Source organism: Jeotgalibaca ciconiae, assembly GCF_003955755.1.
Lineage (GTDB): Bacteria > Bacillota > Bacilli > Lactobacillales > Aerococcaceae > Jeotgalibaca > Jeotgalibaca ciconiae.
The window spans coordinates 1,973,756-1,999,441 of the sequence record NZ_CP034465.1; the positions used below are offsets into that span (position 1 = coordinate 1,973,756).

Genomic DNA, 25,686 nt, shown 5'->3' on the forward strand with positions numbered 1-25,686 from the left:
ATAAATTTCTTCATAATAGAAGTTATGCCGTTACAAAAATAGAAATCAATTACTTAACCAGGAGGGTTTAAAATGAAAAAGAAATTACTACTATCATCAATTATGACAATTAGTTTGTTTACGTTGGCAGGATGTGGAAATTCAGGAGGAAATTCTTCGGATCAAGTAACCTTGTATGTTTCAGGAGATGTTACAGAAGGAAATGCCTATTCAAAAATGGCTGAAAAATATGAAGAAGAGACGGGTGTCCATGTTGAAGTAACGGACATTCCATACGCAGATTTGACAACCAAAATCTCGACAGCTGTGCAATCGAATGATGCGCCTGATGTAGCTAGAGTATCGGGAGTAGTTCCAGATTGGTCAGAATATTTAATGGATCTTTCTGATGTTGCGGAAGAATCGAAAACAATTGAATCGATGACGATTAGAGATGAAGAAGGAAATGTAAAAGCACTACCAACTGATGTAACAGCCGTAGGAATGTTTATTAATACCGATTTATTTGATGAAGCAGGAGTTGCTTATCCGATGTCTGAAGATGAGATTTGGACGTGGGATGAGTTTTTAGCAGATATTGAAGAAGTGATGGAAAAAACTGACGCTCGATTTGGATTTGTGATGGATGCTTCAGATCACCGCCTGCGTGCTTTTACTTATCAGTTTGGCGGGAAAGACTTTTTCTTAAATGAAGACGAAACTTCTTATACAACAGACGACGAAACAATCTCGGCGCTTGAAAAATTCTATGAATTAAACAATAACGGAGTGATGCCAAAATCAGTTTGGACTGCTGGAGAAGATGCAGCATCAATGTTCAAGAGTGGACAGATTCCAGCTTATATTTCAGGCAGCTGGCAAATTAAAGACTTTTCAGAAAATATTGATTTCAATTGGAAGGCCGTCTATATGCCTTTTGAAGATGTAAGAGCAACAAATATGGGCGGAAACTTCATGGTCGGTTTCGAAAACAGTTCAAACTCTGAAGGAGGAAAAGCCTTTATTGAATGGTTGTATCAACCTGAAAATTATACAGAGCTTGCAACTTATGCTGGTTACTTACCTGCATTAGAAGATGTTGCCGTAAATTATGAAGGTGGACAAGAAGCATATGATATCTATACTCAAGAAATTGCTGCAACAGATGAAATTTCTGGAAAGCAAACATCTGACCAAGTAACAAAGACAATGAGAGGATACACAGGATTAACAGGCAGCTATAGAGATTCTGTTGTTCAATACTTAAATGATGAAATTGATATCGATACGGTTATTGAAAACACAATCAAAGATTACAACGAAGGCTATCTAGAAAAATAAAGCACAAGCTAGATTCTACCTATCACGTGATAGGTAGAATCTAGCTTATCATCTATGAAGGAAATACAAGTTCCACTGTAACTTATGAAGGAACTCCTGATATCGAAAATGAAGGAGGAAGCTAAATGCAATCTAAACTAAAGAAAAATAAATGGCCGCTGATTTTTACGGGAACAAATATGATTTTATTTTTTTTGTTTTTCTTTTTGCCAGCCATATTGGGTTTTTACTATTCATTAACAGACTATAAAGGTTACTCCACAGCAAATTTCATTGGTTTTGAAAACTATACAGAATTATTCCAAGATCCAAGTTTTTATAAAGCAATGCTGCGAACCTTTCGATATGCAATAACACTTGTACCTATTGTTTATGTATCGTCACTCGCAATTGCCTTATTATTGAACAGCAATTACGCAAAAGGGAAAGTGTTGGGAAAGATAATCATTTTCCTTCCTTGGACAATCTCGGGGATCATAGCAGGGGTTATTTGGAAATGGCTTTTTGGAGAGCATTTCGGATTTATTAACTATATAATTTCAGTCGCAGGCGGCGAAGCCGTTCCATGGTTCACAAATGCAAATGCAGCTTTTGCTGTTATTATTATGGCTGCTGTTTGGGGCGGAACAGCCTTCAACATGCTCCAATTTAGTAACGCGCTTAAAAATATTCCTGCCTCTTTGTACGAAGCAGCGGAAATGGATGGTGCAAATAGTTCGCAGAAATTTTGGAATATTACATTACCGGCAATAAAGCCCACGTCCTTTATGGTGATTCTACTGGCTTCAATTGGTTCGATGAAAGAATTCGCTCTCGTACAATCATTAACAGATGGTGGTCCTGGAACGGACAATGTTTTTATCGTTCAGTATATTTATCAAACCGGTTTTGAAAAAATGCGAGTAGGCTATGCAAGTGCCGCATCAATGGTACTATTCGCTATTCTCTTGATACTAGGACTTATACAAATGAAGATAGGAGGGAATAAAGGTGAATAAAAAAACATATAACATCTCAAAGCTGCATGATAAAACATCCACAGTTTTACTCACAACTGCATTGATCATTATAGCTCTACTTTACCTATTCCCGCTCGTGTGGTTTGTGCTTAGCTCGTTTAAGCCCGGCTCAGAATTATTTGCTTATCCTCTAAGCGTTTTACCCAGAAATCCAACGGCTGGAAACTATAGCGACGCTTGGAACAGCTTAGATTTTCCGCGTCTATTTGGAAATACACTAATTTCATCAGTTGTAACGACCTTTTTGACCATTATCGCAAGTGCCACCTGTGGGTATGCATTTGCAAAATATGATCAGAAATGGCTGAGTTTTTTCTTTGTTTGTATTATTGCAACAACGATGTTGCCTACGGAAGTAATTATGAATCCTGTTTTTATTGTAATTCGGAAATTAGGACTTTATGACAGTCTTGCAGGAATTATTATTCCTTCAATTAATACAGCTACAGGCATTTTTATGTTCCGAACATTTTTTGTATCGATACCGGATGATTTAGTTGAATCCGCGCGAATGGACGGTGCTTCTGACGGTCGTATCTTTTTCAATATTATGCTACCCATCGCGAAACCAGTGATTCTGACTCTCAGTATTTTTTCCTTTCAATGGAGATGGAATGACTATATTTGGCCATTAATCGTATTGAATAATCCTAAAAATTATACGATACAGGTTGCTTTAAGAAGTTTAGTTGGTGCAGAAAATATCAATTGGACGATCTTGATTGCGTCATCCGTTGTTTCGATTATACCGTTGTTGCTTGTATTTATCGTATTTCAACGCTACATTACCGATTCAAATGCTACAAGCGGTCTGAAAGGGTAAGATTCAGTAAGAAAGCTGCAAGGTGTTTTTGAGGCACCACTAGCTCAGTTTTGCTAATATTTGAAAAAGAAAAAATGATAAAATATAAAATAGGGGGTTGGCCTTTAGGTCAGCCTTTTTATGTAGACTAGGGGATTATAAGTTCAGCCATCAATGTCTAGCTCCCAAGTCCTGACCTAGTGAAAAAAAGATAAATTTGCCCCATTGCGCGCTTCGCTGCTCATTCAGGGTCAAATTTCCTATTTTTTCATAGGTCAAGGCGGACTTGTCCGCTTTTCTTATATGTCAAAGGGTGATTAATGATTGAATCGCTACAACTAATATACTCTCGTTTTTGCGTCCTCTGCTATAATAGAAGTATATAAAAATTCTAAAAAGAGGAAAGGGAGATTTCTTGATGGATGAAGATTTTTTTCGTAAGAGTGATATGTATCACGATTTATATTATGTCACAAAAGGAAGAGAAAGATGCACACCGAAGCATAGTTACGGGCCTATGATACGAGAATACTTCCTCTTGCATATCGTACTTGATGGAAAGGGGGCTTTCCACACGAAAAATTCGAAATATCTTCTAGAACCTGGTCAATTTTTCATGATTTTTCCTGGCGAGCAAACGTTTTACGAAGCAGATGAAGAAAATCCATGGGAGTATATCTGGTTTGGTTTCAGTGGAAAGGTTGCAAAAAAAATCTTGTCCACAATTGGGATTACACCCGAGATGCCCATCGGTTCAATCCAGAGTTTTCATGAATCAAAATATGTAATCGAAGAAATGTCCTCCATGGACCCCTTCACGGTCATTTCCAGGCTGAAGCTCCAAGGAAAGTTATACGAGCTATTTTCTTTGCTTGCCAATGATGACCATGTTCGGTTGAATGAAGAGAAGCCCTTCGATAAAGTGAACAAGCGCTTAGTGTATACAGAAAATGCAATAAAAATCATACGAGAAAAATATAGTGATACTGATTTTTTAATAAGAGATATCTCAAAGGAACTGTCATTGAATGAATCTTATTTAGCTTCTGTATTCAAACAAACAACAGGCAAGACGCTACACGAATATTTAATGGCCTATCGTATACAAAAAAGTAGGGACTATCTCGAAACGACAGATAGTGGCATTGCGGAAGTAGCAGAAAAAGTAGGATACAAAAATCCACTCAGTTATACTCGAATATTCAAAAAAACAATGGGAATGACGCCCAAAGAATACAAAAAAGCACGAAAACAACGATAAAAGACAAAAGGAGCTGATTCTAATCAGTCCTTTTTTATCGAGTGGGCCATTCTTAATTTTCCACCATCCATGTCTAGCTACCAAGTTCAGGGTGAATAAAAAATGTAACCTTCATGGGTTTTTAAAACGGTGAAAGTTACACTTTTAGGGAAAGTGGGAGCTTCAGAGCTGAAAAAAGTTATGAAAGTGTCTATTTTCGAAAAAGTGTAACCTTCAGCACTATTTTGCTGCTTGAAGGTTACACTTTTTGTGCAGCATTAAAGTCAATCAACAAAATTGTAGGGTTTCACTGGATTGAAGATATTTAATGAACGGCCATAGGGTGTTATGATTATATCAACAAATGTAAAGCGCTTTCTAATAGGCTTAAAAAAAGAAAAAGAGGGTATGGAAATGGTAAAAAATAAATGGAAAAAAATAGGATTTTCTTTAACAATGGCTTCCTCGCTATTCTTGGCAGCTTGTGGTGGAAGTGGTGGAGAAGAGTCGGCAAATGGTGGAAATGCAGGAAACGGCAAGCAAGTAGAGCTGACCTACATGATTTGGGACACAGGACAAGAACCAGGAATGTCAGCGATCGCTGATGCATTTAATGAGCAAAACCCTGATATTCATGTCGATGTGGAAGTAACACCTTGGGATCAGTATTGGACAAAATTAGAGTCTTCCGCTCAAGGGGGCAGCATGCCGGATGTGTTCTGGATGCATTCAAATGAAATCGCTAAATACTCAGAAGGAAATGTCTTGATGGACTTGACGGAAGAATTTAATTCAAACGAAACGTTGGAACTTGATGATTATCCGGATGAATTAGTTGAACTATATACAGTTGACAACCAATTACTGGCAGTTCCAAAAGATTTCGATACAGTGGGACTCTGGTACAACAAAGAATTATTTGATGAAGCAGGTCTAGCGTATCCAGATGATACATGGACGTGGGATGATTTACTTACAGCAGCACAAGAACTGACTGACAAAGAGGCAGGAATCTACGGCATTCTGGCACCTTTAAACCGTCAAGAAGGCTACCATAATTTTATTTATCAAAATGGCGGGCAAGTTCTTTCGGATGATAAAACAGAATCTGGTTTTCGCGATCAAGCAACAATTGAAGCTGTACAATGGTACGCTGACTTGAGTGTGAAACATGGTGTATCGCCAAGCTCTAGCCAATTTGCAGACAATACGAATATGTCTTACTTCCAATCAGGACGCGGTGCCATGGCGTTGTTCGGCACATGGATGACAGCAGAAATCGCGTCAAATGAATATACAAATGAGCATGCAGATGTAACAGTTCTGCCTCAAGAGAAAGAACGCGCATCGATCTTTAATGGCCTAGCGAATTCTGTTTCAGCATCTACAAAACATCCAGAAGAAGCCTTGCGATTCTTGGAGTTTTTATCATCTGAAGAAGGGATGACCATTCAAGGAGAAAATGGTAGTGCAATTCCGGCACTCAAAGGGACAGAAACTTCATACTTGGAAGCATTCCCACAATTCAATATGCAAGCATTCATTGATCAAATGGATTACCGAGTGATAAAACCTTATTCAAAATTGACAACAAGTTGGGAAAAGGCTGAAAATGATGCATTGATTCCTGTATTTAACGGAACTTCAACAGTAGAAGAAGCAGCAGAGACATTAAGTACATCTGTAGAAGCGATACTGGAAACTGAAAATTAAAAAATTAGAAACAGACGCTCCACTCATGAGCAATCATGAGTGAAGTTTCTTCATATATGAGGAGGGTTTATTATGAGCGAAATAGCTGATGCCGGAAAAATGAAAACAACAAGTAAAAAAGAACAAAGAGAAAAGAGAAACATGACATTCTGGGGATGGGCACTCATTGCCCCTACAGCAATTGGCTTACTCGTTTTGAACATCGTGCCGGTTATTCAAACATTTATCATGAGTTTTCAAAGCGTCAGTACTTTTGGCGTTTCTACATGGATTGGCTCGGCAAATTATGTACGGATGTTAGGGGATCCGGAATTTTGGGCTTCCTTACAAAATACATTCGTTTATGGCATTGTCCAAGTACCTGTCACGGTTATCTTGTCAACCATAGCAGCCGTTTTGGTCAATAAAAAAATCAAAGGAATCCAAGTATACCGCACCATTTATTTCTTGCCGATGATTGCCGCTCCAGCTGCTGTAGCAATGGTATGGAGATGGATGTATAACTCAGAATACGGTTTGATTAATGTGCTGCTTGAAAAAATAGGATTTTCTGGAAATATCCAGTGGTTATCCAATCCGAATGTGGTGATTTGGTCACTTATTATCGTGGGAGTCTGGTCGAGTGTTGGTTACAATATGATTTTACTGCTGGCAGGATTACAAGAGATTCCCAAATCTTACTATGAAGCAGCAACAGTCGATGGAGCTGGTCCGATGAAACAATTCTTTTATGTCACATTACCCTTACTGACTCCGCAACTTTTTTTCGTTCTGGTCACAAGCGTTATCAGCGCATTCCAAGTATTCGACTTGATCTTTGTTATGTTTGATGTAACCAATCCAGCTCTTAGACATGTACAATCCTTAGTTTACAAATTTTATAATGAATCTTTTGTGCTAAATAGTAGAGGGTACGGCGCAGCAATTGTCGTTGTATTAGTTATTTTTATCATGATTATTACCGCAATCCAGTTAATCGTTCAGAAAAAATGGGTCAACTATGACTAGGAGGGGAAACAGCTATGCTTAACGAGCCAAAAAAGACTTCAAAATTTTTTATTCATCTCACATTAATGGTGGGTGCAATTGCGATGATTCTTCCTTTCCTTTGGATGTTCCTGACGTCAGGTAAAACACAGGCAGAATCAACCATGATTCCACCTGCCATTTTCCCGGAAAACTTCAAATGGGGAAATTATTCCAGAGTTTGGAATGCACTGCCATTTGTTAAATTTTATTGGAATACAGGACTCATGATTGCAGGGAGAGTTCTCTTTTCAACCGTATTTAGTGCTATGGCAGCTTTCTCGGTTGCAAAATTAGAATTTCCAGGGAAGAATTTATTTTTCTGGTTAGTACTGACACAAATGATGATTCCGTCTCAAATCTTTATCACACCACAATATTTACTAGTACAGAAACTAGGTCTCTTGAATTCAGTTACAGCGCTGATTATCCCAGGAATTGTCTCGGCATTTGGAACATTTTTGCTGCGCCAATTCTTTATGCAGCTGCCCGATGACATGATGGAAGCTGCAAAACTTGATGGTGCAAATATCGGACAGATTTTCTTGAAAATCTATATGCCGCTTGCGCGATCGGGTCTTGTATCACTTGGTATCTTTACTGCTCTTTTTGCCTACAAAGATCTAATGTGGCCATTAATTGTCAATATCTCACAAGATAAAATGACTCTATCTGCCGGCTTATCTAATTTACAAGGACAATTCATGACGAATTATCCTGAACTGATGGCGGGTTCGGTTATTTCCATTTTACCAATGATTATTCTATATATTATTTTCCAAAAACAATTTATTGAAGGAATTGCTAATACAGGTGGAAAATAGAAAGGTCCGTGCAGAAATGAAAATTAAAAATGAAGTAATGCTCATCACTTACCCCGACAGTCTGGGGTCGAATTTAAAAGATTTAAAGTATGTATTGGAAGCCCATTTAAAAGAGGTCGTGGGAGGAGTTCATATTTTACCGTTTTATCCTTCATCAGGGGATAGAGGATTTGCTCCGATGGATTATACAAAGGTGGATGAACCCTTTGGTACATGGGAAGATATCCGAGAAATCAGTAATGAGTTTTATACCATGTACGAATTTATGATTAACCATATTTCGAAAGAATCCGTCTATTTTAAAGATTTTATCGAGAAGAAAGAGGAATCACCTTACAAAGATTTATTTATCCGTTATTCTGATTATTGGCCGGAAAACAGGCCGACCGAAAGAGATATTGATTTGATCTATAAACGAAAAGACAAAGCGCCGTTTATCGACGTGACTTTTAAGGATGGTTCAACCGACCAAGTTTGGTGTACATTTTCAGAAGAACAAATCGATTTAGATGTACGGACAGAAGCAACTCGTAAATTTGTAAGAGAAACATTAGAATTTCTTGCTCAGCAAGGAGCGTCCATTATTCGTTTAGATGCTTTTGCCTACGCCATTAAAAAACTGGATACCAATTGCTTCTTTGTCGAACCGGAAATTTGGGAGCTGTTAGATTGGTGCCGTGATATTCTGGAAAAACATGAAATTGTTCTACTGCCTGAAATTCATGAACACTATACAATCCAAGAAAAAATAGCTGACAAAGGATACCCCGTTTATGATTTTGCACTGCCGATGCTTGTCTTGCATGCTTTATACAGCGGCAGAAGCGAACGTTTAGCACATTGGCTAAAGGCATGCCCGCGAAAACAATTTACGACGTTGGACACGCATGACGGTATTGGTGTGGTAGATGTAAAAGATTTGCTTACGGAAGAAGAAGTGGAGTTCACCGTCAACTCTTTGTATGAAAAAGGTGCCAATGTTAAACGCGTATACAGTTCGGAAGAGTACAATAACCTGGATATCTATCAAATAAATTGTACATATTATTCAGCCTTGGGGAATGACGATCAAGCATATTTGTTGGCTCGCGCTATCCAGATGTTTGCTCCTGGTATTCCACAAGTTTACTATGTTGGATTATTTGCAGGCGAAAATGACATTGAGCTTCTTGAACAAACAAAAGAGGGAAGAGACATCAATCGTCATTACTATTCTTTAGAAGAAATAGAAAAGGAACTGGAACGTCCTGTCGTACAAGAACTCTTTGATTTGATGAAGTTCAGAAATCAGTCCAAAGCTTTTGATGGGACTGTGGATGTTCAAACTACATTCGATCACCTTCTAAAAATAACCTGGACAAATGGCGATTCAAAAGCTGTCTTGGAAGCAAATTTAGCAGACAAAACCTTTAAAATATACTAATGGAGTGATGAAAAAACATGGCAATCAAATACATAGAAGAGCTACAAACTTTTCATTTATCAAATAGAAAAATCAGTTATGTTTTAGCAATTGAAGAAGAAAAATATTTGACCCATCAATACTGGGGGCAAAAACTGAACGAAGTGCATACTAGAACGGTCTATCCGCAAAAAAACACTTCTTTCTTTGCCAATCCTTCTCATGTCACTGATCGACAATTTTCTTTAGGAGTATTACAACAGGAATTTCCAGGAACAGATATAGCCGATAACCGAGAGTCGGCTTATAGTTATACAGATAAAGAGGGCCACCGAGCGAATCAATTAGAGTATAAAGAGTACAAAATCACAAAAGGCAAGAAAAAACTTGAAGGATTACCACAAACTTATGTAACTGAAGAGTCCCAAGCTGAAACGCTAGAGATTACCCTTGTGGATGACATTACAGGTATGGAAGCAATTTTATCGTATACAATCTTTGAAGATTTACCGATTCTTACAAGATCGGTTCAATTTAAAAATACAAGTCAAGAAGCGTTGAAGTTGAATCGTGCCTTGAGTATGTCTGTTGATTTTCTAGATTCCGAATATGATTTGATTCAATTACCAGGTTCATGGGGACGAGAAAGAGAAATCGTTCGTTCACCAATTGTTCGCGGTATTCATAAAATCGACAGCAAACGCGGAACAACCAGTCATACTTACCAGCCATTCCTAGCGTTAGCTAGACCAGAAACAACCGAACAATCAGGAGAAGTGTTTGGCATTCATTTTGTATATAGCGGAGAATTTATGGGGAATGTGGAAGTTGACTCTTATTCTCAAACGCGCATTCAGATGGGGATTAACCCGGAGCACTTTGAATGGCAATTAAATCCGGCAGATGTTTTCCAAACACCGGAAGTTGTTATGGTATACAGTAATGAAGGGCTTAATGGGATGTCTCATGGGCTGCATGAATTGTATCAAAACCATTTGGTCCGTGGAAAGCATCAACATCTTGAACGCCCAGTACTTATTAACAACTGGGAAGGAACCTATTTTGATTTCACCGAAGAAAAAATTCTGGAAATGGCTGGAAGTGCAGCTGATTTAGGAGTAGATCTCTTTGTACTAGATGACGGCTGGTTTGGAAAGCGAGATGATGATGAACGATCGCTAGGAGACTGGTTTGTGAATGAGGCAAAATTACCAAATGGCCTCAAATCATTAAGTGATGAAATCCATCAATTAGGAATGAAGTTTGGATTGTGGTTTGAACCAGAAATGATTTCAGAAGATAGTGAATTGTATCGTGCACATCCAGATTGGTGTATCCACACACCGAACCGGACGCGTTCTCTAGGCAGAACACAATATGTATTGGATTTCAGCAGAAAAGAAGTGCGCGACAATATCCTTGGACAAATGAAGAAAATTCTTGATGAAGTTCCGATCGATTACATTAAATGGGACTACAACCGCAATATGACAGAACTTGTATCGGGAGAAATGACCCACCGTTATATGTTGGGGCTGTATGAGTTAATGGAAGAATTAGTAACTGCTTATCCAAATATTTTATTCGAAAGCTGTTCTGGTGGCGGCGGACGTTATGATCCAGGAATGCTTTATTACATGCCGCAAACATGGACAAGTGATAATACAGACGCGGCTGCTCGTTTGGAGATTCAATATGGAACAAGTTTGATTATGCCGATTAGCTCCATGGGATCTCATGTGTCAGCTATACCAAACCACCAAGTCAATCGTATGACGAGCCTTAAGATGCGTGGAGATGTTGCAATGTCAGGGAATCTGGGTTACGAACTAGACATCACAACTCTATCGGAAGCTGAGAAGCTTGAAGTGAAAGAACAAATCAAGTTTTATAAAAAACATCGTAGACTGATTCAATTCGGGACATTCTCCCGCATTCTAAGCCCATTTGATGGAAAAAATCATACAGCTTGGATTGTAGTAGACGAGGATCAGAACGAAGCAATCTATACGTATTTCCAAATCATGGATAAAGCAAACAAAGCAAGTAAACGAGTAAAATTGACTGGTTTAGATACACAAAAGAAATACCAATTGAATGACGGAAGAGTATTCGGCGGAGACGAGCTGATGTACAAAGGGATTTTTATCGATCCAGATTTATTTGGAGACTATCAAAGCAGACAAATTTATTTGAAATCAATTGATTAGAACGGTAAGAAGGGAGTAAGGGAAACCTTATTCTCTTTTTTTTTGTAGACTAGGGAATTATAAGTTCAGCCATCAATGTCTAGCTCCCAAGTCCTGGCCTAGTGAAAAAAAGATAAATTTGCCCCATTGCGTGCTTCGCTACTCATTCAGGGTCAAATTTCCTATTTTTTCATAGGCCAAGGCAGACTTGTCCGCTTTTCTAAAAATGACTATTTGGAGTTTTATCAGGTAAATAGATCCAATAATCTAAGTGTTTTCCTATGAGATTTTTGGTTTGCAAATATTGATGCGTTTATAGAAACAGACGTTCAGATAGAATTTTGAATATGTCTAGCTCTCAAGCCAGATTTTCTGCTTTTCTACTAGCCTAAAGAGAAGCTATCATTTGTAATAGAAACTCCTGACTCACTATAATAGAAGCAACAAGATGCGGAGGAAGGAGGATCTCAAATGAAGAAAAAAGAAGATAAAAACCAGTCCGAAGAAATCATCATCAAAAAGAAAACGGTGAAAGAGATAAAGAAAATAAAAGTACCCATTAAAAAAGAAGAGTTAATTGTAACAGAGAGAAATCAAGTGAAAAACAAAAAAGGTGAAATAGAGTGGGAAGAGAAAACGACTACCATTCCATTGAAGGAAGAAAAAGTGGACGTAGAAGTGACACCTGTTGAAAAAGAATACATTGTGGTGGAAAAAAGAGAAACAGAGTGAATTTTCTTCGCTGTGAAAGGGCTATTATTTGAAGGTGAAATTCGTTACTGTTATACTAAAATTAGTACTAGAAGTTTCCTATATTCATAATCAGAAGGAGGAAAATAGTGTTATGAACAGAATTGTAGAAGGAAGTTATGTAAGGGTGGACGATGCACTGAGAGCAGTAGAGCGGTTGAGAGACCAAGGCTACAGCAAAAATAGCATCACTCTCATTGCTAATGAAAGTGTGAGAAATTCCATTCCTTATACGATGGATGCAGAAGTAACGACAGACACGGACATGAGAGACAACGTACACGACGATGATCGATCACTCTGGGAAAAAATTAAAGATGCATTTACGATGGATGATGACTATGATGTCAATCGTTATGATGACCCTGAATACAATACAGATGATGACCCATTGTTCGAATATAGAAGTGATATCGAACAAGGGAACATTCTTCTTTTAATTGATGAGGATGCATCAAGGAATACAACTGTAGACACGACCTTAACTGATGATACAAGAGCTACGGATCCTTTATTAACAGAAGACATGGATGTAGATGTGAATGCAACAGATCCACTGTTAACGGAAGATGTGGATATGGATCCAACAGTTCCTGCACCTCCTTTAGACGATGACTATCTTACAGACGAAAATGAAGAAACGATTCGTTTGAGAGAAGAACGTCTTGACGTAGGTACTCAAGAAGTTCAAACAGGAGAAGTTCGCCTAGGCAAGCATGTTACCGAAGAAACGGAAACGATTGATGTTCCAGTAACTCACGAAGAAGTAATCGTGGAAAGACATCCAGTGAGAGATTCTCATTCAACAGATGAGACCATTACGGATATTGATGGAACAGAAGAAGTAGTAATCCCCGTTACGGAAGAACAAGTGAACGTCCAAAAACATACGGATGTTGTAGAAGAAGTGGATGTTCGTAAAGAAAAAGTTACGGAACAAAAGAAAGTTTCTGATACCGTTCGTAAAGAAGAATTGGATATCGACTCTTCAGGAGATGTTCGTATAGAAGATGAAGACGAGGACTTAAACCGTCCTTTGTAAACATAGAGAAAAATAAATGAAGCATCAGAAGCTTTGGTTTCTGATGCTTTTTCATAGACTAGGGGATTATAAGTTCAGCCATCAATGTCTAGCTCCCAAGTCCTGACCTAGTGAAAAAAAGATAAATTTGCCCCATTGCGCGCTTCGCTGCTCGCTAACGCATATCATTCGACTAACCCGCTGAAGCGTGAAGTCTCCTGACAATTCAGGGTCAAATTTCCTATTTTTTCATAGGCCAAGGCGGACTTGTCCGCTTTTCTTATATTTAATGGAAGAATTTGAACTTGAAAAACATCACCGAGTAATGTGTTCGGCTAAAAGGTCTCCTCTATCTTTATGTGCGAAAATCCTTTATTCTATAGAAAAAGATAAATAAAGGAAGCGAAAGCATAGTGGAAGGAAAAAGAACACTCCAATTAATGGGGACAAAAATCCAACTTTGGGTAAGTCACGAGAACTATGAGGATTTGTTGGATGAGGCTGAAAAAAAACTCATTTCCTATGAGCAGCGATTCAGTGCCAATGACTCCTCTTCTGATTTGATGAAAGTGAACCGAGCTGCCGGAGTATCGCCGGTTCATGTGGATCAGGAATTGTTTGAGTTAATTTCTATCGGAAAGAGACAGAGCCTTATTAAAGGAAGTTCGCTAAATATTGCGATTGGTCCTCTGATTCAAGCGTGGCGTATTGGCTTTCAAGATGTTCATTATCCAGGTGATTCAAAGATTCAAGAACTTTTGAAAATTATTAATCCGCAGAAAATCCAACTTTCTGAAACAGAACAAACAGTCTTTCTTGAAGAAAAAGGAATGGCCATTGATTTAGGAGCACTTGCGAAAGGGTACTTTGCAGATAACATAATTGCTTTTTTCAGACAGCAGGGAGCTCGAGGAGCTTTTATTGATTTAGGAGGAAATGTGCTGACATATGGAGTAACCCCAACTCAAAGTCACCAATGGCGAATAGGGATCCAAAATCCGTTTTTACCTAGAGGAAATTATGCAGCAGCAGTCGATGTTAGAAATCAATCGATAGTAACTTCAGGAATCTACGAGCGCAGCTTTGAATGGAATAATCGAACCTATCACCATATTTTTAACAGCCAGACTGGTTATCCTATTCAAACAGATCTTGCCAGTATCACGATTATTTCTGACCAATCTTTGGATGGAGAAATTTGGACGACTCGTCTATTTGGGAAAAAGGCCACGACAATCATTGCGGAAATCAATCAGATTCCTGATCTTGAAGGGATTGTCATTACTACGCAAGGAGAACTAGCCTACTCAAAAGGATTGGTAGATCGCATCCATCTTTTTTGACAGCGCATTTGACCTAGTTATCCCCAAAAATAAAGTACAGCGGCAAAAATCGCTCTGTACTTTCTAAAAAGGGCAAAAAGTAAAGTACAGCAGCGAAAATTGCCCTGTACTTTCTCAAAGCAGTAAAAAGAGACAACACAGCGTAAGAAATTCGTTTGTGTTGTCTCTTTTTCACATTCCTTCACTGATCTAACTCATCCTCATGTAAGTTAAACTGCAGATGATCCATAAAGGCTGCAATCAGCTTCTCCTCATCTGAATTCAATGTTTTATTTGCAGAGTGGGCGATAAAATAATCAAGAGAAATAAAGTCTAAGGGCATCGGATAGATATTGAAGCGATTATTTGTTTCACCAAGAGGAACACTTTCTGGAACAAATGTAACTCCAAGATTTTCTTTGGCCAGTTCAGCAACAGTAAAGATATTATTACTTTCCAAGATAATATCCGGCTGTATATTCAACTTTTTCACCAGATAATCAACTTGACGACGAATCGCAGAACCATGTGTTGTTAGCACCAATTTCTCTTGAAGCAGTTTTTTTAGAGAAATGCTTTGCGGATTTAAGAAATATTCTCCTTCTTGATAAACGCTGGCAGATTCTGGAATAATCGCAAAGTAGCGATGTTTGCCACGTGAATAGATCGTTAAATTTGGTGATAGTGCCTCGGGATTTTGACCAATAAAAAAATCTAATTCACCATTTAAAGCTTTTTGCTCGTTATAGTGAGGAAATTCTTCATGCAATTCGATGTGTACTTGCGGATACTCTTTTAGATACTCCGGCAGAAACAAAGGCAATAAATAAGTTCCTAAACTGGAGAGAATACCGATGCGAATCACAGTTTGTTCAGTGGACGAATATTTCGCAATCCGTTTACGAAAAACATCTTGTTCATTTTCTAACGAACTGAGATAACGATAATATTCTCTTCCTGCTTCTGTTAATTGGAGAGGGGATGACTGGCGATTGATAATCGCAATCCCAAGATTTTTTTCGACCCTTTTAATCACTTGAGTCAAATAAGGTTGAGAAATATACAATTCCTTAGCTGCTTTTGTGTAATTACCTTGTTTTAGTAGGGTATTTAAATATTGCAACATCTCTGGCGAGTTCATTTCGGTCATCCAACGATCCTCCTATTTTCTTTGCTTCATTATAACAAATTAGTTATCGAATGATAATTAAATAAATATTTCACAAAGTATCTTTTTTTGGATACAATCATAATCATAAAGATTGAAAACATAATATTCCTTTATGTGGATAGATTCACGGAAAAGATTTTCCAAAACTACATTCAATCTTATCTTTTTTTAGATTACATTGTGCGATAGCGCACAATAAGAGGAGCGGTTTTAATGAAATTAATCGGAATTGTTGGAACAAACTCGAACCAGTCAACTAATCGGAGGTTATTGCAGTTTATACAGAAGTCTTTTTCCGAAAAAGCTGACATTGAAATTTGTGAAATAAAAGATTTACCAGCATTTAATGAACCCAAGGAGCACACAGCCCCATCGGAGGTAAAAAAATTATCCGATAAAATTGAAGCGGCTGATGGTGTCATCATTAGTACACCGGAATATGACCATACGATCCCTGCAGCACTAAAAAGCGTCCTGGAGTGGTTATCTTATACAACCCGTCCATTAATTGACAAACCAGTAATGGTAGTGGGAGCCTCTCATGGTTCATTAGGCTCTTCAAGAGCTCAAGCTCATCTACGTCAGATTTTGGACGCACCGGAATTGAAAGCTCGTATCATGCCAAGCGCTGAGTTCTTACTAGGAAATTCTCTGGCTGCTTTTGATGAATCAGGAAACATGATTAGTGAAGACAAAAAGCAAGAATTAACGGAGTGCTTTGAAGAATTTTTGATGTTTGTAAAATTAACCAATCAATTACTCGAAGAACACGATTTTACAACAAGCAAGAAGAAAAAGTTTACTTGGGAACAGGCTGCGGATGGAGGAAATAACGAATGAAATTTATTGGAATTGTTGGAACGAATGCTAAAACTTCCTATAATCGAATGCTTTTGCAATTTATGAAAGAACATTTTAAGAAACAAGCGGAAATTGAAATCATGGAATTAACAGAAGTTCCGATGTTTAATGAATCAGAAGATCAAACGGATAGTGATGTTATTCAACTATTCAATTCAAAAATTATGGAAGCAGACGGGGTAATTATTGCAACTCCAGAGCACAATCATTCTATCCCATCAGCTTTGAAAAGTATTCTCGAATGGTTGTCTTTCAACTTGCATCCATTTGACGGGAAACCAGTGATGATTGTTGGAGCTTCTTACGACGTACAAGGTTCTTCGCGAGCGCAGCTTCATCTACGCCAAGTGCTGGACGCACCTGGAGTGAACGCAACGGTTATGCCGGGATCTGAATTTTTATTAGGGCGTGCTCATCAAGCATTTGATAAGGACGGAAATTTAAAGGATGAACGTACGATTGATTTCTTGGAAAGCTGTTTCTGGCGCTTTTTACGTTTCACAAAAGTAGCGAATCTTTTGAATGTTCCCGAAGAAGTAACATTCGAAGCTGGGGACTTTACGGTTACCGCTCCTGGACACAATGGCGATTTGCCAATGGTGGTTACATTATCAAAAGATCGCATTGAAAATATCGAAATCGATACATCTGGTGAGTCGGAAGGAATCGCTGATGTGGTGTTTACCCGCATTCCTCAACAAATCATTGAAGGTCAAACGTTGAATGTGGATGTGTTATCCGGCGCTTCCGTTACCAGTAATGGTGTTATAGATGGCGTTGCGAAAGCAGTCAAACTGGCTGGCGCAAATCCTGATATTTTGCGTAAACGTCCAAAAGCTCCGAGTGCAACTGACACAGAAGACATTGAATATACCACTGATGTAGTAGTAGTCGGTGCCGGCGGAGCAGGCTTAACAGCTGCAGCAACCATTTTACAAGAAGGAAAAAAAGTAATCGTAGTGGAAAAGTTCCCAGCAGTTGGTGGTAACACGGTTCGTACAGGCGGCCCTATGAATGCTGCGAACCCAGAATGGCAAAATGCTTTTTCTGAAATACCTGGAGAACGTCATACATTAGAAGAAATGATTGCAATCGACGAAAGTGAAATTGATGCAGAATACCTTGATGATTTTAAAAAGTTAAAAGAAGAAATAACGGCTTATCTGACAGAGAATGAGCCAAAAAAAGGCTACTTGTTTGATTCTGAACTGTTCTACCGGATGCAGACTTATCTTGGAGGAAAGCGTACGGACCAAGAAGGAAATATGATTTATGGACAATATGATTTAGTGAAAATATTGACAGGAAAATCTCTTGAATCCGTTAAATGGTTGGAATCAATCGGGGTAGAGTTTGATAAAAAAGAAGTGACGATGCCGGTTGGAGCTTTGTGGCGTCGTGGACATAAACCGCTAAAAAATGAAGGTTATGCTTTTGTTTCAGCCTTACAAAATTTCGTGGAAAAGAATGGCGGACAAATCATTACCGATACAGCAGTTAAAGAACTGATTATAGAAGATGGTGTGAGCGGAGTGATCGGAGAAGGGTCGAACGGTCAAAAAGTAACCGTACATGCAGATGCAGTCATTTTGGCATCAGGCGGATTCGGTGCAAATACGAAAATGTTAAAAGAATATAATACCTATTGGACTGAAATCGAAGACGATATCAAGACTTCTAATTCACCAGCAATTACAGGTGATGGAATTATTCTTGGCCAAAGCGCAGGAGCAGATTTGGTAGGGATGGGATTCTCTCAAATGATGCCGGTCTCCGATCCAGAAACAGGGGCGTTATTCAGTGGTTTGCAAGTACCACCTCAAAACTTTGTTATGGTTAATCAAAAAGGAAAACGTTTTGTGAATGAATACGGAAGTCGTGATACTTTGACTCAAGCAGCCATTGATAATGGCGGGTTATTCTACCTAATTGCTGATGATGAAATCAAAAAGACTGCCTATAATACTACCCAAGAAAAAATTGATAAACAAGTCGAAAACGGTACTTTATTCCGTGCTGATACATTAGAAGAATTAGCAGAACAATTGGCTATGGATCCTGTCATCCTAACAGATACCATCGATAAGTATAATTCTTATGTGGATGCTGGTAACGATCCTGATTTTGGTAAAAGTGCTTTTGACTTAAAAGTAGAAAAAGCGCCTTTCTACGCAACACCTAGAAAGCCAGCAGTACATCATACAATGGGTGGATTAAAAATAGATACAAAAACGCATGTCCTTAATGGAAAAGGAGAACAAATTGCTGGTTTATATGCCGCTGGAGAAGTAGCAGGTGGAATCCACGCAGGAAATCGTCTAGGCGGGAATTCATTGACAGATATTTTCACTTTTGGTCGAATCGCCGGTAAAGCAGCCGTTGAAGAAAGAACCAACAAATAAACCAAGCATTCGCTTTGAAAATGGAGGAAAACATGAATCAGAACATAAATCGTTGGCAAGTATTGGCAGCCTCAACAGCCGTACTGCTATGTACCGGTGCAATCTATGCTTTTAGTGTATTTGCAGGACCATTAAGTGCTTTAAAGGGATGGAGTATGGCGGAGATCATGTTGGCATTTACGATTAACTCTGCCATCAGTCCGATTCCCATGATTTTAGGCGGCTTTTTGACAGACAAAGGTTGGTCTAAAGCAACCATTACATTAGGCGGTTTGCTATTTGGTCTGGGATTTTTCTTGACCGGATTAGCAACCACTCCAGCCATGCTCTATCTTACATATGGAGTAATTGGAGGAATCGGCCAAGGTTTGGCTTATTCAGGAGGGCTTAGCAATACCATTAAATTGTTTCCCGATAAGAAAGGTTTAGCATCGGGCATAATCACAGCCGGAATGGGCGGCGCAGCAATTATTGCCGCACCGATTGGAAATTATTTAATAGAATCATACGATGTTGCTTCTGCCTTCCGTATTCTTGGAGTTGTTTACCTTGTCATTGTTGCAGCAGCTAGTTTCTTTATTAAAGCTGCACCAATTGGGTATCAACCAGCAGGCTGGACACCGCCTGTACAAGAAGGGAAAAATACAGGCAGCAAAAATTGGCAACAGATGCTTCAATCGCCATACTTCTACTTGATTTTCTTTATGTTATTTACGGGAGCTTTTTCAGGCTTAATGATCGCTTCAAATGCAGCGGTTATCGGCCAAGAAATGTTTGGTTTGACCGCCGCTATCTCTGCTTTTTATGTTAGTTTATATTCTTTCAGCAATTGTACAGGGCGTGTGGTTTGGGGAACAATCTCTGATAAACTTGGACGTAATAATACCTTGAACATCATCTTTGGCATGATTATCGTAGCCTTTGTTCTTTTGGTAATTGTCTCTTCTCCACTAGGATTTGCGATTGGAATTATTATTCTGGGACTTTGCTTCGGTGGTGTCATGGGAGTCTTTGCTCCACTTGTGATGGAAAACTTTGGGGCTCTTAACCAAGGAGTCAATTATGGTATTGTCTTTTGTGGTTATTCTGCAGCTGCCTTGTTCGGACCTAGAGTAGCAACAAGCATGGCTTCTGCCAACAATGGTAATTTCACGAACGCATTCTATGTGGCAATCCTGATTGCTTTAGTAGGTCTTGTATTGAATGTCTTATATATTCAAATGAAAAAAGCAGGACAAGCCAGCCTTGGCTCGAAAAAAATTTAAGAAATCACTTGATCGATTTAGAGTTACTTTTCAAAATAGCTAGTAATGTTCACCAAAGCGCTTTGTTGGAAGATTAATCTTGTTTCTTGTATGGTAAGGATAGAAGAAAGGTGGTTAATATGAAAAATTGGAAAAACCTGATGTTGTCAGGTATGGCTATTTTTGTACTGTCCTCCTGTGGTAATGATAATGGCGATGTTCAGCAGGGAACTGCAGAAGAAAGTGAAAGTCGTTCATCAGAAAGCATTCCCGCTTCTAGTCAACAAGAGAGTAGTGCAAGTACAACTGAATCTTCTAGCTCTGAACAAAATAGTCAAGCGGCTGACTCGACGACAGTAGATGTTTCTATGCAAGAGGCCGTTGATATTTATCTGAATGAATATCCGAATGCCCAAATAGAAGAGATTGAATTTGAGAAAGAGCATGGACGATGGATTTATGAGATTAGCGGTGCATTAGGTGATCGAGAGTATGAATTGGAGATCGATGCCGAAAGCGGAGAAATAGTAGACCGCGATGAAGACGATCTGGATCAAAACAATCGCTATCTGAATTTGGATAATATCATTGATCCCACAGAAGCTGTAGAAATTGCCCTTCAAGAAATTGGAGAGGACGCTATCCTTGATGGATGGGAATTAGAAGTAGAGACACACAACGGACAAGATGTTCCTGTGTATGAAATAGAATTTTCTAATGACAATCGCGAAGTTGATGTCCATGGTGAAACAGGAGAAATACTGGAAATCGACCATTAATTATATATTATAGTAGAAAAGCAGAATTCCTTGCGAGGATTTCTGCTTTTTTTAATAGACAAGGAGATCGGTTTCTGCCTTTTCACAGCTCATATTCGTGTTATTTCATCTACTGACGAGAGAGTTCGTACCCACTGGATGAGATAAGCAGCTAATATTGTCAAGTGAAGACCGCGCCGGATCCCCACTAAATGAGATTAGTCATTATTTTCATCCAGTGGGAGCATAAAGCCTTCTCACTAGATGAAATCGTTAAAAGAGTGTCGTAGGAAAAACTGGATCAATAAATGACTTTCGACAACTAAAATCATGCTTATGATAAAATATTATTGTATAAATCGAAAGGAGCAATCCCAATGAGACTGAGTGATTTTGAAGATAAGATTAACCCAATTATAGTAGACAGAGGGATCAGTTATTACGAGAGAGGACTCGTAAAGGAAGTAAGTCAACAGGGAGATGAGTTTATAGTAGTTGTTGAGGGAACGGATGCTTATCAGGTTTTCGTGGAACTCGATAATAAAGGAACCATTCTCTTTTCTGACTGTGACTGTCCTTATGACAAGGGACCAATTTGTAAACATCAAGTAGCTGCTTTTTATGAAATCAAGAAGCGATGTGCGATGCCAGATGAAGCACCTTCACTAGAAGAACTACTCCAAAGTTTGTCGAAAGAACAACTGATTGAAATAATTAAGGACCGTGTGAATGCAGATGACACTTACGATAGCAAGCTAACGATGAAGTATGCTCCGGAAGAGGAGGCAGATTCATCTTTTGAATTTATCGAAGAAACTATTTATCAATATATGGGAGATGATGGATTTGTTTCTTATTATGAAGTGAGCGATCTTGTCGAAGAGCTATCTATGGTATTAGAAAGAGCGAAGAATTTAGCGAATCCGATAAAAAGCTTGGATATAAGTTTAAGGTTACTGGAAGAATCAGCGGTGCTAATTGAAAATAGTGATGACTCAAGCGGAGAACTTGGATTCTTAATAGATGAGACACTAGAATTTATAAATCTACTTGCCCGGAACCATAAAATCGATACAGAGACACGCACGAAATTTTTTCAAAAAATCATTAATATCTCAAATGGCGAATCACTGAAAGGATGGATGGATTATCGCATCGCACTTCTCGTAGTATGTTTAGAATTTAAAAATATAGAAACAGCAAAAAAACATTTACTAAATAATATTGAGGAATTGCTCGAATCACTAGATAATTCTTCCTTTGTTCAAGATGAACTTCTTAAAATAAAACTAGATCTCTTACCAGAAAGTAAAATACTAACTTTCTTAAAGAAAAATCTCAAATATACGAGTATGCGTGAAATTCTAATAAAAAGATATATGAAGGAAGAAAAATACCAAGAGGTTATTCAACTTACCGAAGAAGGAGAAAAGAAAGACCAAAACTACCCAGGATTAGTTAAAAAATGGCAAGATGAGCGTTATAAAGCTTTTAAAGTATTAGGAATTGTTGAAAAACAAAAAGATTTAGCCCAAAAATTGCTGTTAGAAGGAGATTTTTCTTATTATTTTGAATTAAAACAACTTGGTGAAATAGATTATAATTACCTGATTGAAAAAACAAAGAAACAGAATCATGGGTGGGGAAATAATATCTACTTAAAAATAATACTCCATGAAAATGATTTACCAGAGCTTTTGAATTATATACAAACAAAAATTTTTGAGATAAGAAATTATGCAGATTTATTAGTGACGGCATACCCTGAAGATGTGGCAAAAATTTATTATCAATATATTCTATCAATCGCAGCTGCCGCAGATAATCGTAAAAAATATCGATCAGTGTGCAATGTTATTCAAGACTACCGAAAATATACAGAAGGTAGAAAAATTCAACAGCTTATCACAGAACTTAAAGCTCTCTATAATAGAAAACCCGCTTTTTTGGACGAGTTGAGCAAGGTATAAGAACTAAAATTAGAAAAAGCCATCTGTTGGTTTCGTTGATTACAGGGCGGCTTCCCAAAGACGAATTCATAAGGCCAAAAATTGAGATAGGTGAGAAGCGAATCAAAATTATTCAAGGAAATGAAAAACGAACGATTTTACTAAGCTGAAAATAGAGTAATTGGATAAGCGGGAAAAACTGAATCTGGAGTTCATCCTAGGAAAGTAGGGTGAACTCTGGATTTTTTGTATTTTCCGAAGTTTAGCTAGTATTACAGAAAAATACAGCTCAGAAAATACTTCTCTACTATACAAAAATCTTCGAAACTGTATAATACAGCCTAATAATTTTTTACCTTATAATGGATAAATTCTCCCATAAGCATTATCATGGACATATGTAATGAAAGCGTTTCAAAAACAATATTAGGAGGAACACAACTATGAAATGGGCAATTCTAGGAGCAGGTAATATCGCGAATGAGTTTGCGCGCTCATTCAGGTCAGAAAAATCGGAGCTTTATGCTGTAGCATCGCGGTCGATCGAAAAAGCAAAAAGCTTTGCTGAAAAACACGAAATACCGGTGAGCTACGGTTCTTATGAGGAGATGCTTGCGGACAAAGCAGTTACTGCTGTCTATATCGCGACGCCGCACAGCCACCATTATGAGCAAATCAAAATGTGTTTAGAGGCAGGAAAACATGTCTTTTGTGAAAAAGTGATGGTGACCAGCAAAGCACAATTGGATGAAGTGATTGCGCTAGCTGACTCAAAAGGGCTCTATCTTGCCGAAGCCATGACTATTTTTCACGTACCCCTCTATCCGAAACTAAAAAAATGGATCAAAGAAAACAATCCCGGCAAAGTAAAAATGATTCATGCTCCATTTGGTGCCTATAAGCCAACGGATTCTCCAATGTATTTTTATAAAATGGATTTGGCTGGTGGTGCATTATTCGATATCGGCACCTACGCTTTGACTTTCGTGCTTGAATTCATGAGCAGTCAACCAACAGATATCTTAACCATGGGAAATTTACATGAAAGTGGCGTCGATGAATCATCAGTGATTTTATTGCGAAATAAAGAACAAGAGCTGGCTACTGTTGAGCTTTCTTTTGGCACGAATTTACCTCATGTTGGCGTAGTGGCTTTTGAAAAGGGCTATTTACAGATTCAAAATTATCCACGTGCCAGTAAAGCAGTTTTTACTTCCCTTGATGGTGAAGAAACAATCATTGAGGTGGATAATCAAACGCATGCATTCACGCACGAAATTAACCATTTTACCGATATGGTGCTTTCAAAAGAGGAGAACAAAACAATAGCGAAGACCCAACAAGTTCTTGAAATTATGGATGTTGTCCGCAAAGAGTGGGGACTTGTTTATCCATTTGAATAAAGACAAGCTAAGCAAGGAGTTTTGAATGATGGAAATGAACCCAATGATACTTGCCGGATTTGCAAGAGAGGATATTACACCTAAAATTCCTGTCCCTATGTCAGGATTTGATGGAATCCGGATCGCGACGGGAGTACATGACCCTTTGTACGCAAACGTAATGGTAATAAAAAAGAATGAAGAGCTATTTGTCATGTCTGTTTTGGATCTTCTTAGTATTGATATCGAATTGCTTTCATCTGTTCGTTCAAAGATTGAAAGCCTAGGTATGATGAAGGGATGCAATGTTCAAATTATGGCTACGCACACTCATTCAGGACCAGTCGGTATCAATGATACCGAAACTGGAATCATGGAAGGGTCTAGTTACTTTTTAGGAAATAAGGATAGCCATTATATCAACTATGTTTCCGAGAAAATCGTCCAGGCGATTAAATCAGCTGTAAGAAATCTGCAGGCTCAGACGATAAAGATTGGAAAATCAACCGTTTCCGGAATATCAAGCAATCGTTCCAGAAAAAATGATGAGTACGATAATGTTGTTTTGGCATTTGAATTCAGTTCTGAAAGTAACGAGAAGAACTTATTTTTACGTTTTTCTTGTCATCCTACTGTATTTGATTCCTCGAATACATTGATTAGTGCGGATTTCCCAGCTTCTTTGTATCAAAGATATGCGGATAAATATAAGCATACCTTCTTCATAAACGGTGCCTGCGGAGACATTTCAACCCGGCATACAAGAAAATCTTCCGATTTTAATGAGATTGAACGAATGGGACGAGTACTAGAAGAAGTCATTACTGAATCACTACTAGCGCCATTTTATGAAGGAATATTTGATTCATTTGAGATGCATTCTAAATGGTTTACTATTGAGACGAAAAAGCCGGGAAACATAGCTGAATTAAAAAGAAAATATCAGAAGATGGAGGAAGGAATCGAAAAAATTTCTGTTCGGGCTGAGTTGGAGTATGCCAAACGACAAAAACAACGACCATTCTTAATGGAAGCAGGAGCAGTTGAAATTCAAGGCATGAAATTTAATTTCCTTCCTGTTGAAATCTATTCCTCACTTATTTTAGCCCATTTAACAGAGAATATTTTCTTTTCAGGGTTTGCCAATGGTTATTATACCTATTTGCCGGATTCAAAAGCCTATGAAAGAGGAGAATATGAGGCATATATGTCGCCATTTGCTATGGGCGAGGGAGAAAGATTGATTAGTAAAGTAAGTAAATGGCTAAAGGAATTAGAATAGAGAGGGGAA

Annotated in this window: 20 protein-coding genes; 19 read left to right on the forward strand and 1 reads right to left on the reverse strand. The window is 38.2% G+C overall.

The genetic code is table 11. The annotated features are described in order from the left end of the window. Positions 1 to 72: 72 nt before the first annotated feature. From EJN90_RS09250 to EJN90_RS09305, 12 genes are all read left to right on the forward strand, one after another. Positions 73 to 1,320, forward strand: coding sequence for an ABC transporter substrate-binding protein (locus EJN90_RS09250; RefSeq protein WP_126110571.1), 1,248 nt, complete (start codon positions 73 to 75; stop codon positions 1,318 to 1,320). Between the two features lie 125 nt (positions 1,321 to 1,445). Then, a complete protein-coding gene (locus EJN90_RS09255; RefSeq protein WP_126110573.1) occupies positions 1,446 to 2,318 on the forward strand; it encodes a carbohydrate ABC transporter permease in 873 nt (290 codons plus the stop codon). Next, positions 2,311 to 3,162 carry a carbohydrate ABC transporter permease gene (locus tag EJN90_RS09260; RefSeq protein ID WP_126110575.1) on the forward strand — a complete coding sequence of 284 codons (852 nt, stop codon included), beginning with the start codon at positions 2,311 to 2,313 and terminating at the stop codon, positions 3,160 to 3,162. Before EJN90_RS09255 ends, EJN90_RS09260 begins: the two co-directional genes overlap by 8 nt. Before the next feature lie 397 nt (positions 3,163 to 3,559). Then, positions 3,560 to 4,402: an AraC family transcriptional regulator gene (locus EJN90_RS09265; protein ID WP_126110577.1), complete on the forward strand. Its 843-nt coding sequence runs from the start codon at positions 3,560 to 3,562 to the stop codon at positions 4,400 to 4,402. Positions 4,403 to 4,795: 393 nt separating this feature from the next. Then, positions 4,796 to 6,094, forward strand: a complete 1,299-nt coding sequence (locus tag EJN90_RS09270) for an ABC transporter substrate-binding protein (protein WP_126110579.1) — start codon at positions 4,796 to 4,798, stop codon at positions 6,092 to 6,094. A 99-nt stretch (positions 6,095 to 6,193) separates the two neighbouring features. Next, positions 6,194 to 7,102, forward strand: a complete 909-nt coding sequence (locus EJN90_RS09275; protein ID WP_227872619.1) for a carbohydrate ABC transporter permease — start codon at positions 6,194 to 6,196, stop codon at positions 7,100 to 7,102. 14 nt (positions 7,103 to 7,116) lie between these two features. Continuing rightward, positions 7,117 to 7,944, forward strand: a complete 828-nt coding sequence (locus EJN90_RS09280; RefSeq protein WP_126110583.1) for a carbohydrate ABC transporter permease — start codon at positions 7,117 to 7,119, stop codon at positions 7,942 to 7,944. 16 nt (positions 7,945 to 7,960) lie between these two features. Next, positions 7,961 to 9,367, forward strand: coding sequence for a sucrose phosphorylase (gene gtfA, locus EJN90_RS09285; protein WP_126112406.1), 1,407 nt, complete (start codon positions 7,961 to 7,963; stop codon positions 9,365 to 9,367). Positions 9,368 to 9,384: 17 nt separating this feature from the next. Next, on the forward strand, positions 9,385 to 11,556 hold the full coding sequence (locus tag EJN90_RS09290) for an alpha-galactosidase (RefSeq protein ID WP_126110585.1): 2,172 nt from the start codon (positions 9,385 to 9,387) through the stop codon (positions 11,554 to 11,556). Between the two features lie 450 nt (positions 11,557 to 12,006). Beyond that, on the forward strand, positions 12,007 to 12,267 hold the full coding sequence (locus tag EJN90_RS09295) for a DUF2382 domain-containing protein (RefSeq protein WP_126110587.1): 261 nt from the start codon (positions 12,007 to 12,009) through the stop codon (positions 12,265 to 12,267). Between the two features lie 112 nt (positions 12,268 to 12,379). Next, complete coding sequence (locus EJN90_RS09300) at positions 12,380 to 13,327, forward strand: YsnF/AvaK domain-containing protein (RefSeq protein WP_126110589.1); 948 nt, start codon at positions 12,380 to 12,382, stop codon at positions 13,325 to 13,327. Between the two features lie 389 nt (positions 13,328 to 13,716). Beyond that, positions 13,717 to 14,649, forward strand: coding sequence for an FAD:protein FMN transferase (locus EJN90_RS09305; RefSeq protein ID WP_164544105.1), 933 nt, complete (start codon positions 13,717 to 13,719; stop codon positions 14,647 to 14,649). 181 nt (positions 14,650 to 14,830) lie between these two features. On the opposite strand, the gene EJN90_RS09310 is transcribed toward EJN90_RS09305, so the two are convergent. Continuing rightward, a complete protein-coding gene (locus tag EJN90_RS09310) occupies positions 14,831 to 15,778 on the reverse strand; it encodes a LysR family transcriptional regulator (RefSeq protein WP_126110591.1) in 948 nt (315 codons plus the stop codon). A 234-nt stretch (positions 15,779 to 16,012) separates the two neighbouring features. Between EJN90_RS09310 and EJN90_RS09315 the strand changes: the two genes are divergently transcribed. The 7 genes from EJN90_RS09315 (at position 16,013) to EJN90_RS09345 (ending at position 25,677) form a co-directional block, all read left to right on the forward strand. Beyond that, entirely contained in the window at positions 16,013 to 16,639 is a 627-nt protein-coding gene (locus EJN90_RS09315; RefSeq protein ID WP_126110593.1) for an NADPH-dependent FMN reductase, read from the forward strand. Continuing rightward, positions 16,636 to 19,062: a flavocytochrome c gene (locus tag EJN90_RS09320; protein ID WP_126110595.1), complete on the forward strand. Its 2,427-nt coding sequence runs from the start codon at positions 16,636 to 16,638 to the stop codon at positions 19,060 to 19,062. The genes EJN90_RS09315 and EJN90_RS09320 overlap by 4 nt, the downstream gene beginning before the upstream one ends. Before the next feature lie 32 nt (positions 19,063 to 19,094). Continuing rightward, positions 19,095 to 20,327 carry an L-lactate MFS transporter gene (locus EJN90_RS09325; protein WP_126110597.1) on the forward strand — a complete coding sequence of 411 codons (1,233 nt, stop codon included), beginning with the start codon at positions 19,095 to 19,097 and terminating at the stop codon, positions 20,325 to 20,327. A 119-nt stretch (positions 20,328 to 20,446) separates the two neighbouring features. After that, a complete protein-coding gene (locus EJN90_RS09330; protein WP_126110599.1) occupies positions 20,447 to 21,085 on the forward strand; it encodes a PepSY domain-containing protein in 639 nt (212 codons plus the stop codon). Positions 21,086 to 21,441: 356 nt separating this feature from the next. Further along, positions 21,442 to 23,034 (forward strand): SWIM zinc finger family protein, encoded by a 1,593-nt coding sequence (locus EJN90_RS09335; protein ID WP_126110601.1) that lies wholly within the window; start codon positions 21,442 to 21,444, stop codon positions 23,032 to 23,034. A gap of 422 nt (positions 23,035 to 23,456) precedes the next feature. Further along, the gene (locus EJN90_RS09340) at positions 23,457 to 24,416 is read left to right on the forward strand and encodes a Gfo/Idh/MocA family protein (protein ID WP_126110603.1); all 960 of its coding nucleotides are present in this window, start codon (positions 23,457 to 23,459) and stop codon (positions 24,414 to 24,416) included. Positions 24,417 to 24,444: 28 nt separating this feature from the next. Next, entirely contained in the window at positions 24,445 to 25,677 is a 1,233-nt protein-coding gene (locus tag EJN90_RS09345; protein ID WP_227872490.1) for a neutral/alkaline non-lysosomal ceramidase N-terminal domain-containing protein, read from the forward strand. The last annotated feature ends 9 nt before the right edge of the window (positions 25,678 to 25,686 follow it).

Excerpts from the sequence above, each read along its gene's own strand:
- EJN90_RS09250 (WP_126110571.1), top strand. The coding sequence starts at position 73 with ATGAAAAAGAAATTACTACTATCATCAATTATGACAATTAGTTTGTTT.
- EJN90_RS09255 (WP_126110573.1), top strand. The coding sequence starts at position 1,446 with ATGCAATCTAAACTAAAGAAAAATAAATGGCCGCTGATTTTTACGGGA.
- EJN90_RS09265 (WP_126110577.1), top strand. The coding sequence starts at position 3,560 with ATGGATGAAGATTTTTTTCGTAAGAGTGATATGTATCACGATTTATAT.
- EJN90_RS09270 (WP_126110579.1), top strand. The coding sequence starts at position 4,796 with ATGGTAAAAAATAAATGGAAAAAAATAGGATTTTCTTTAACAATGGCT.
- EJN90_RS09275 (WP_227872619.1), top strand. The coding sequence starts at position 6,194 with ATGAAAACAACAAGTAAAAAAGAACAAAGAGAAAAGAGAAACATGACA.
- EJN90_RS09280 (WP_126110583.1), top strand. The coding sequence starts at position 7,117 with ATGCTTAACGAGCCAAAAAAGACTTCAAAATTTTTTATTCATCTCACA.
- gtfA (WP_126112406.1), top strand. The coding sequence starts at position 7,961 with ATGAAAATTAAAAATGAAGTAATGCTCATCACTTACCCCGACAGTCTG.
- EJN90_RS09290 (WP_126110585.1), top strand. The coding sequence starts at position 9,385 with ATGGCAATCAAATACATAGAAGAGCTACAAACTTTTCATTTATCAAAT.
- EJN90_RS09295 (WP_126110587.1), top strand. The coding sequence starts at position 12,007 with ATGAAGAAAAAAGAAGATAAAAACCAGTCCGAAGAAATCATCATCAAA.
- EJN90_RS09300 (WP_126110589.1), top strand. The coding sequence starts at position 12,380 with ATGAACAGAATTGTAGAAGGAAGTTATGTAAGGGTGGACGATGCACTG.
- EJN90_RS09310 (WP_126110591.1), bottom strand. The coding sequence starts at position 15,778 with ATGACCGAAATGAACTCGCCAGAGATGTTGCAATATTTAAATACCCTA.
- EJN90_RS09315 (WP_126110593.1), top strand. The coding sequence starts at position 16,013 with ATGAAATTAATCGGAATTGTTGGAACAAACTCGAACCAGTCAACTAAT.
- EJN90_RS09320 (WP_126110595.1), top strand. The coding sequence starts at position 16,636 with ATGAAATTTATTGGAATTGTTGGAACGAATGCTAAAACTTCCTATAAT.
- EJN90_RS09325 (WP_126110597.1), top strand. The coding sequence starts at position 19,095 with ATGAATCAGAACATAAATCGTTGGCAAGTATTGGCAGCCTCAACAGCC.
- EJN90_RS09330 (WP_126110599.1), top strand. The coding sequence starts at position 20,447 with ATGAAAAATTGGAAAAACCTGATGTTGTCAGGTATGGCTATTTTTGTA.
- EJN90_RS09335 (WP_126110601.1), top strand. The coding sequence starts at position 21,442 with ATGAGACTGAGTGATTTTGAAGATAAGATTAACCCAATTATAGTAGAC.
- EJN90_RS09340 (WP_126110603.1), top strand. The coding sequence starts at position 23,457 with ATGAAATGGGCAATTCTAGGAGCAGGTAATATCGCGAATGAGTTTGCG.
- EJN90_RS09345 (WP_227872490.1), top strand. The coding sequence starts at position 24,445 with ATGGAAATGAACCCAATGATACTTGCCGGATTTGCAAGAGAGGATATT.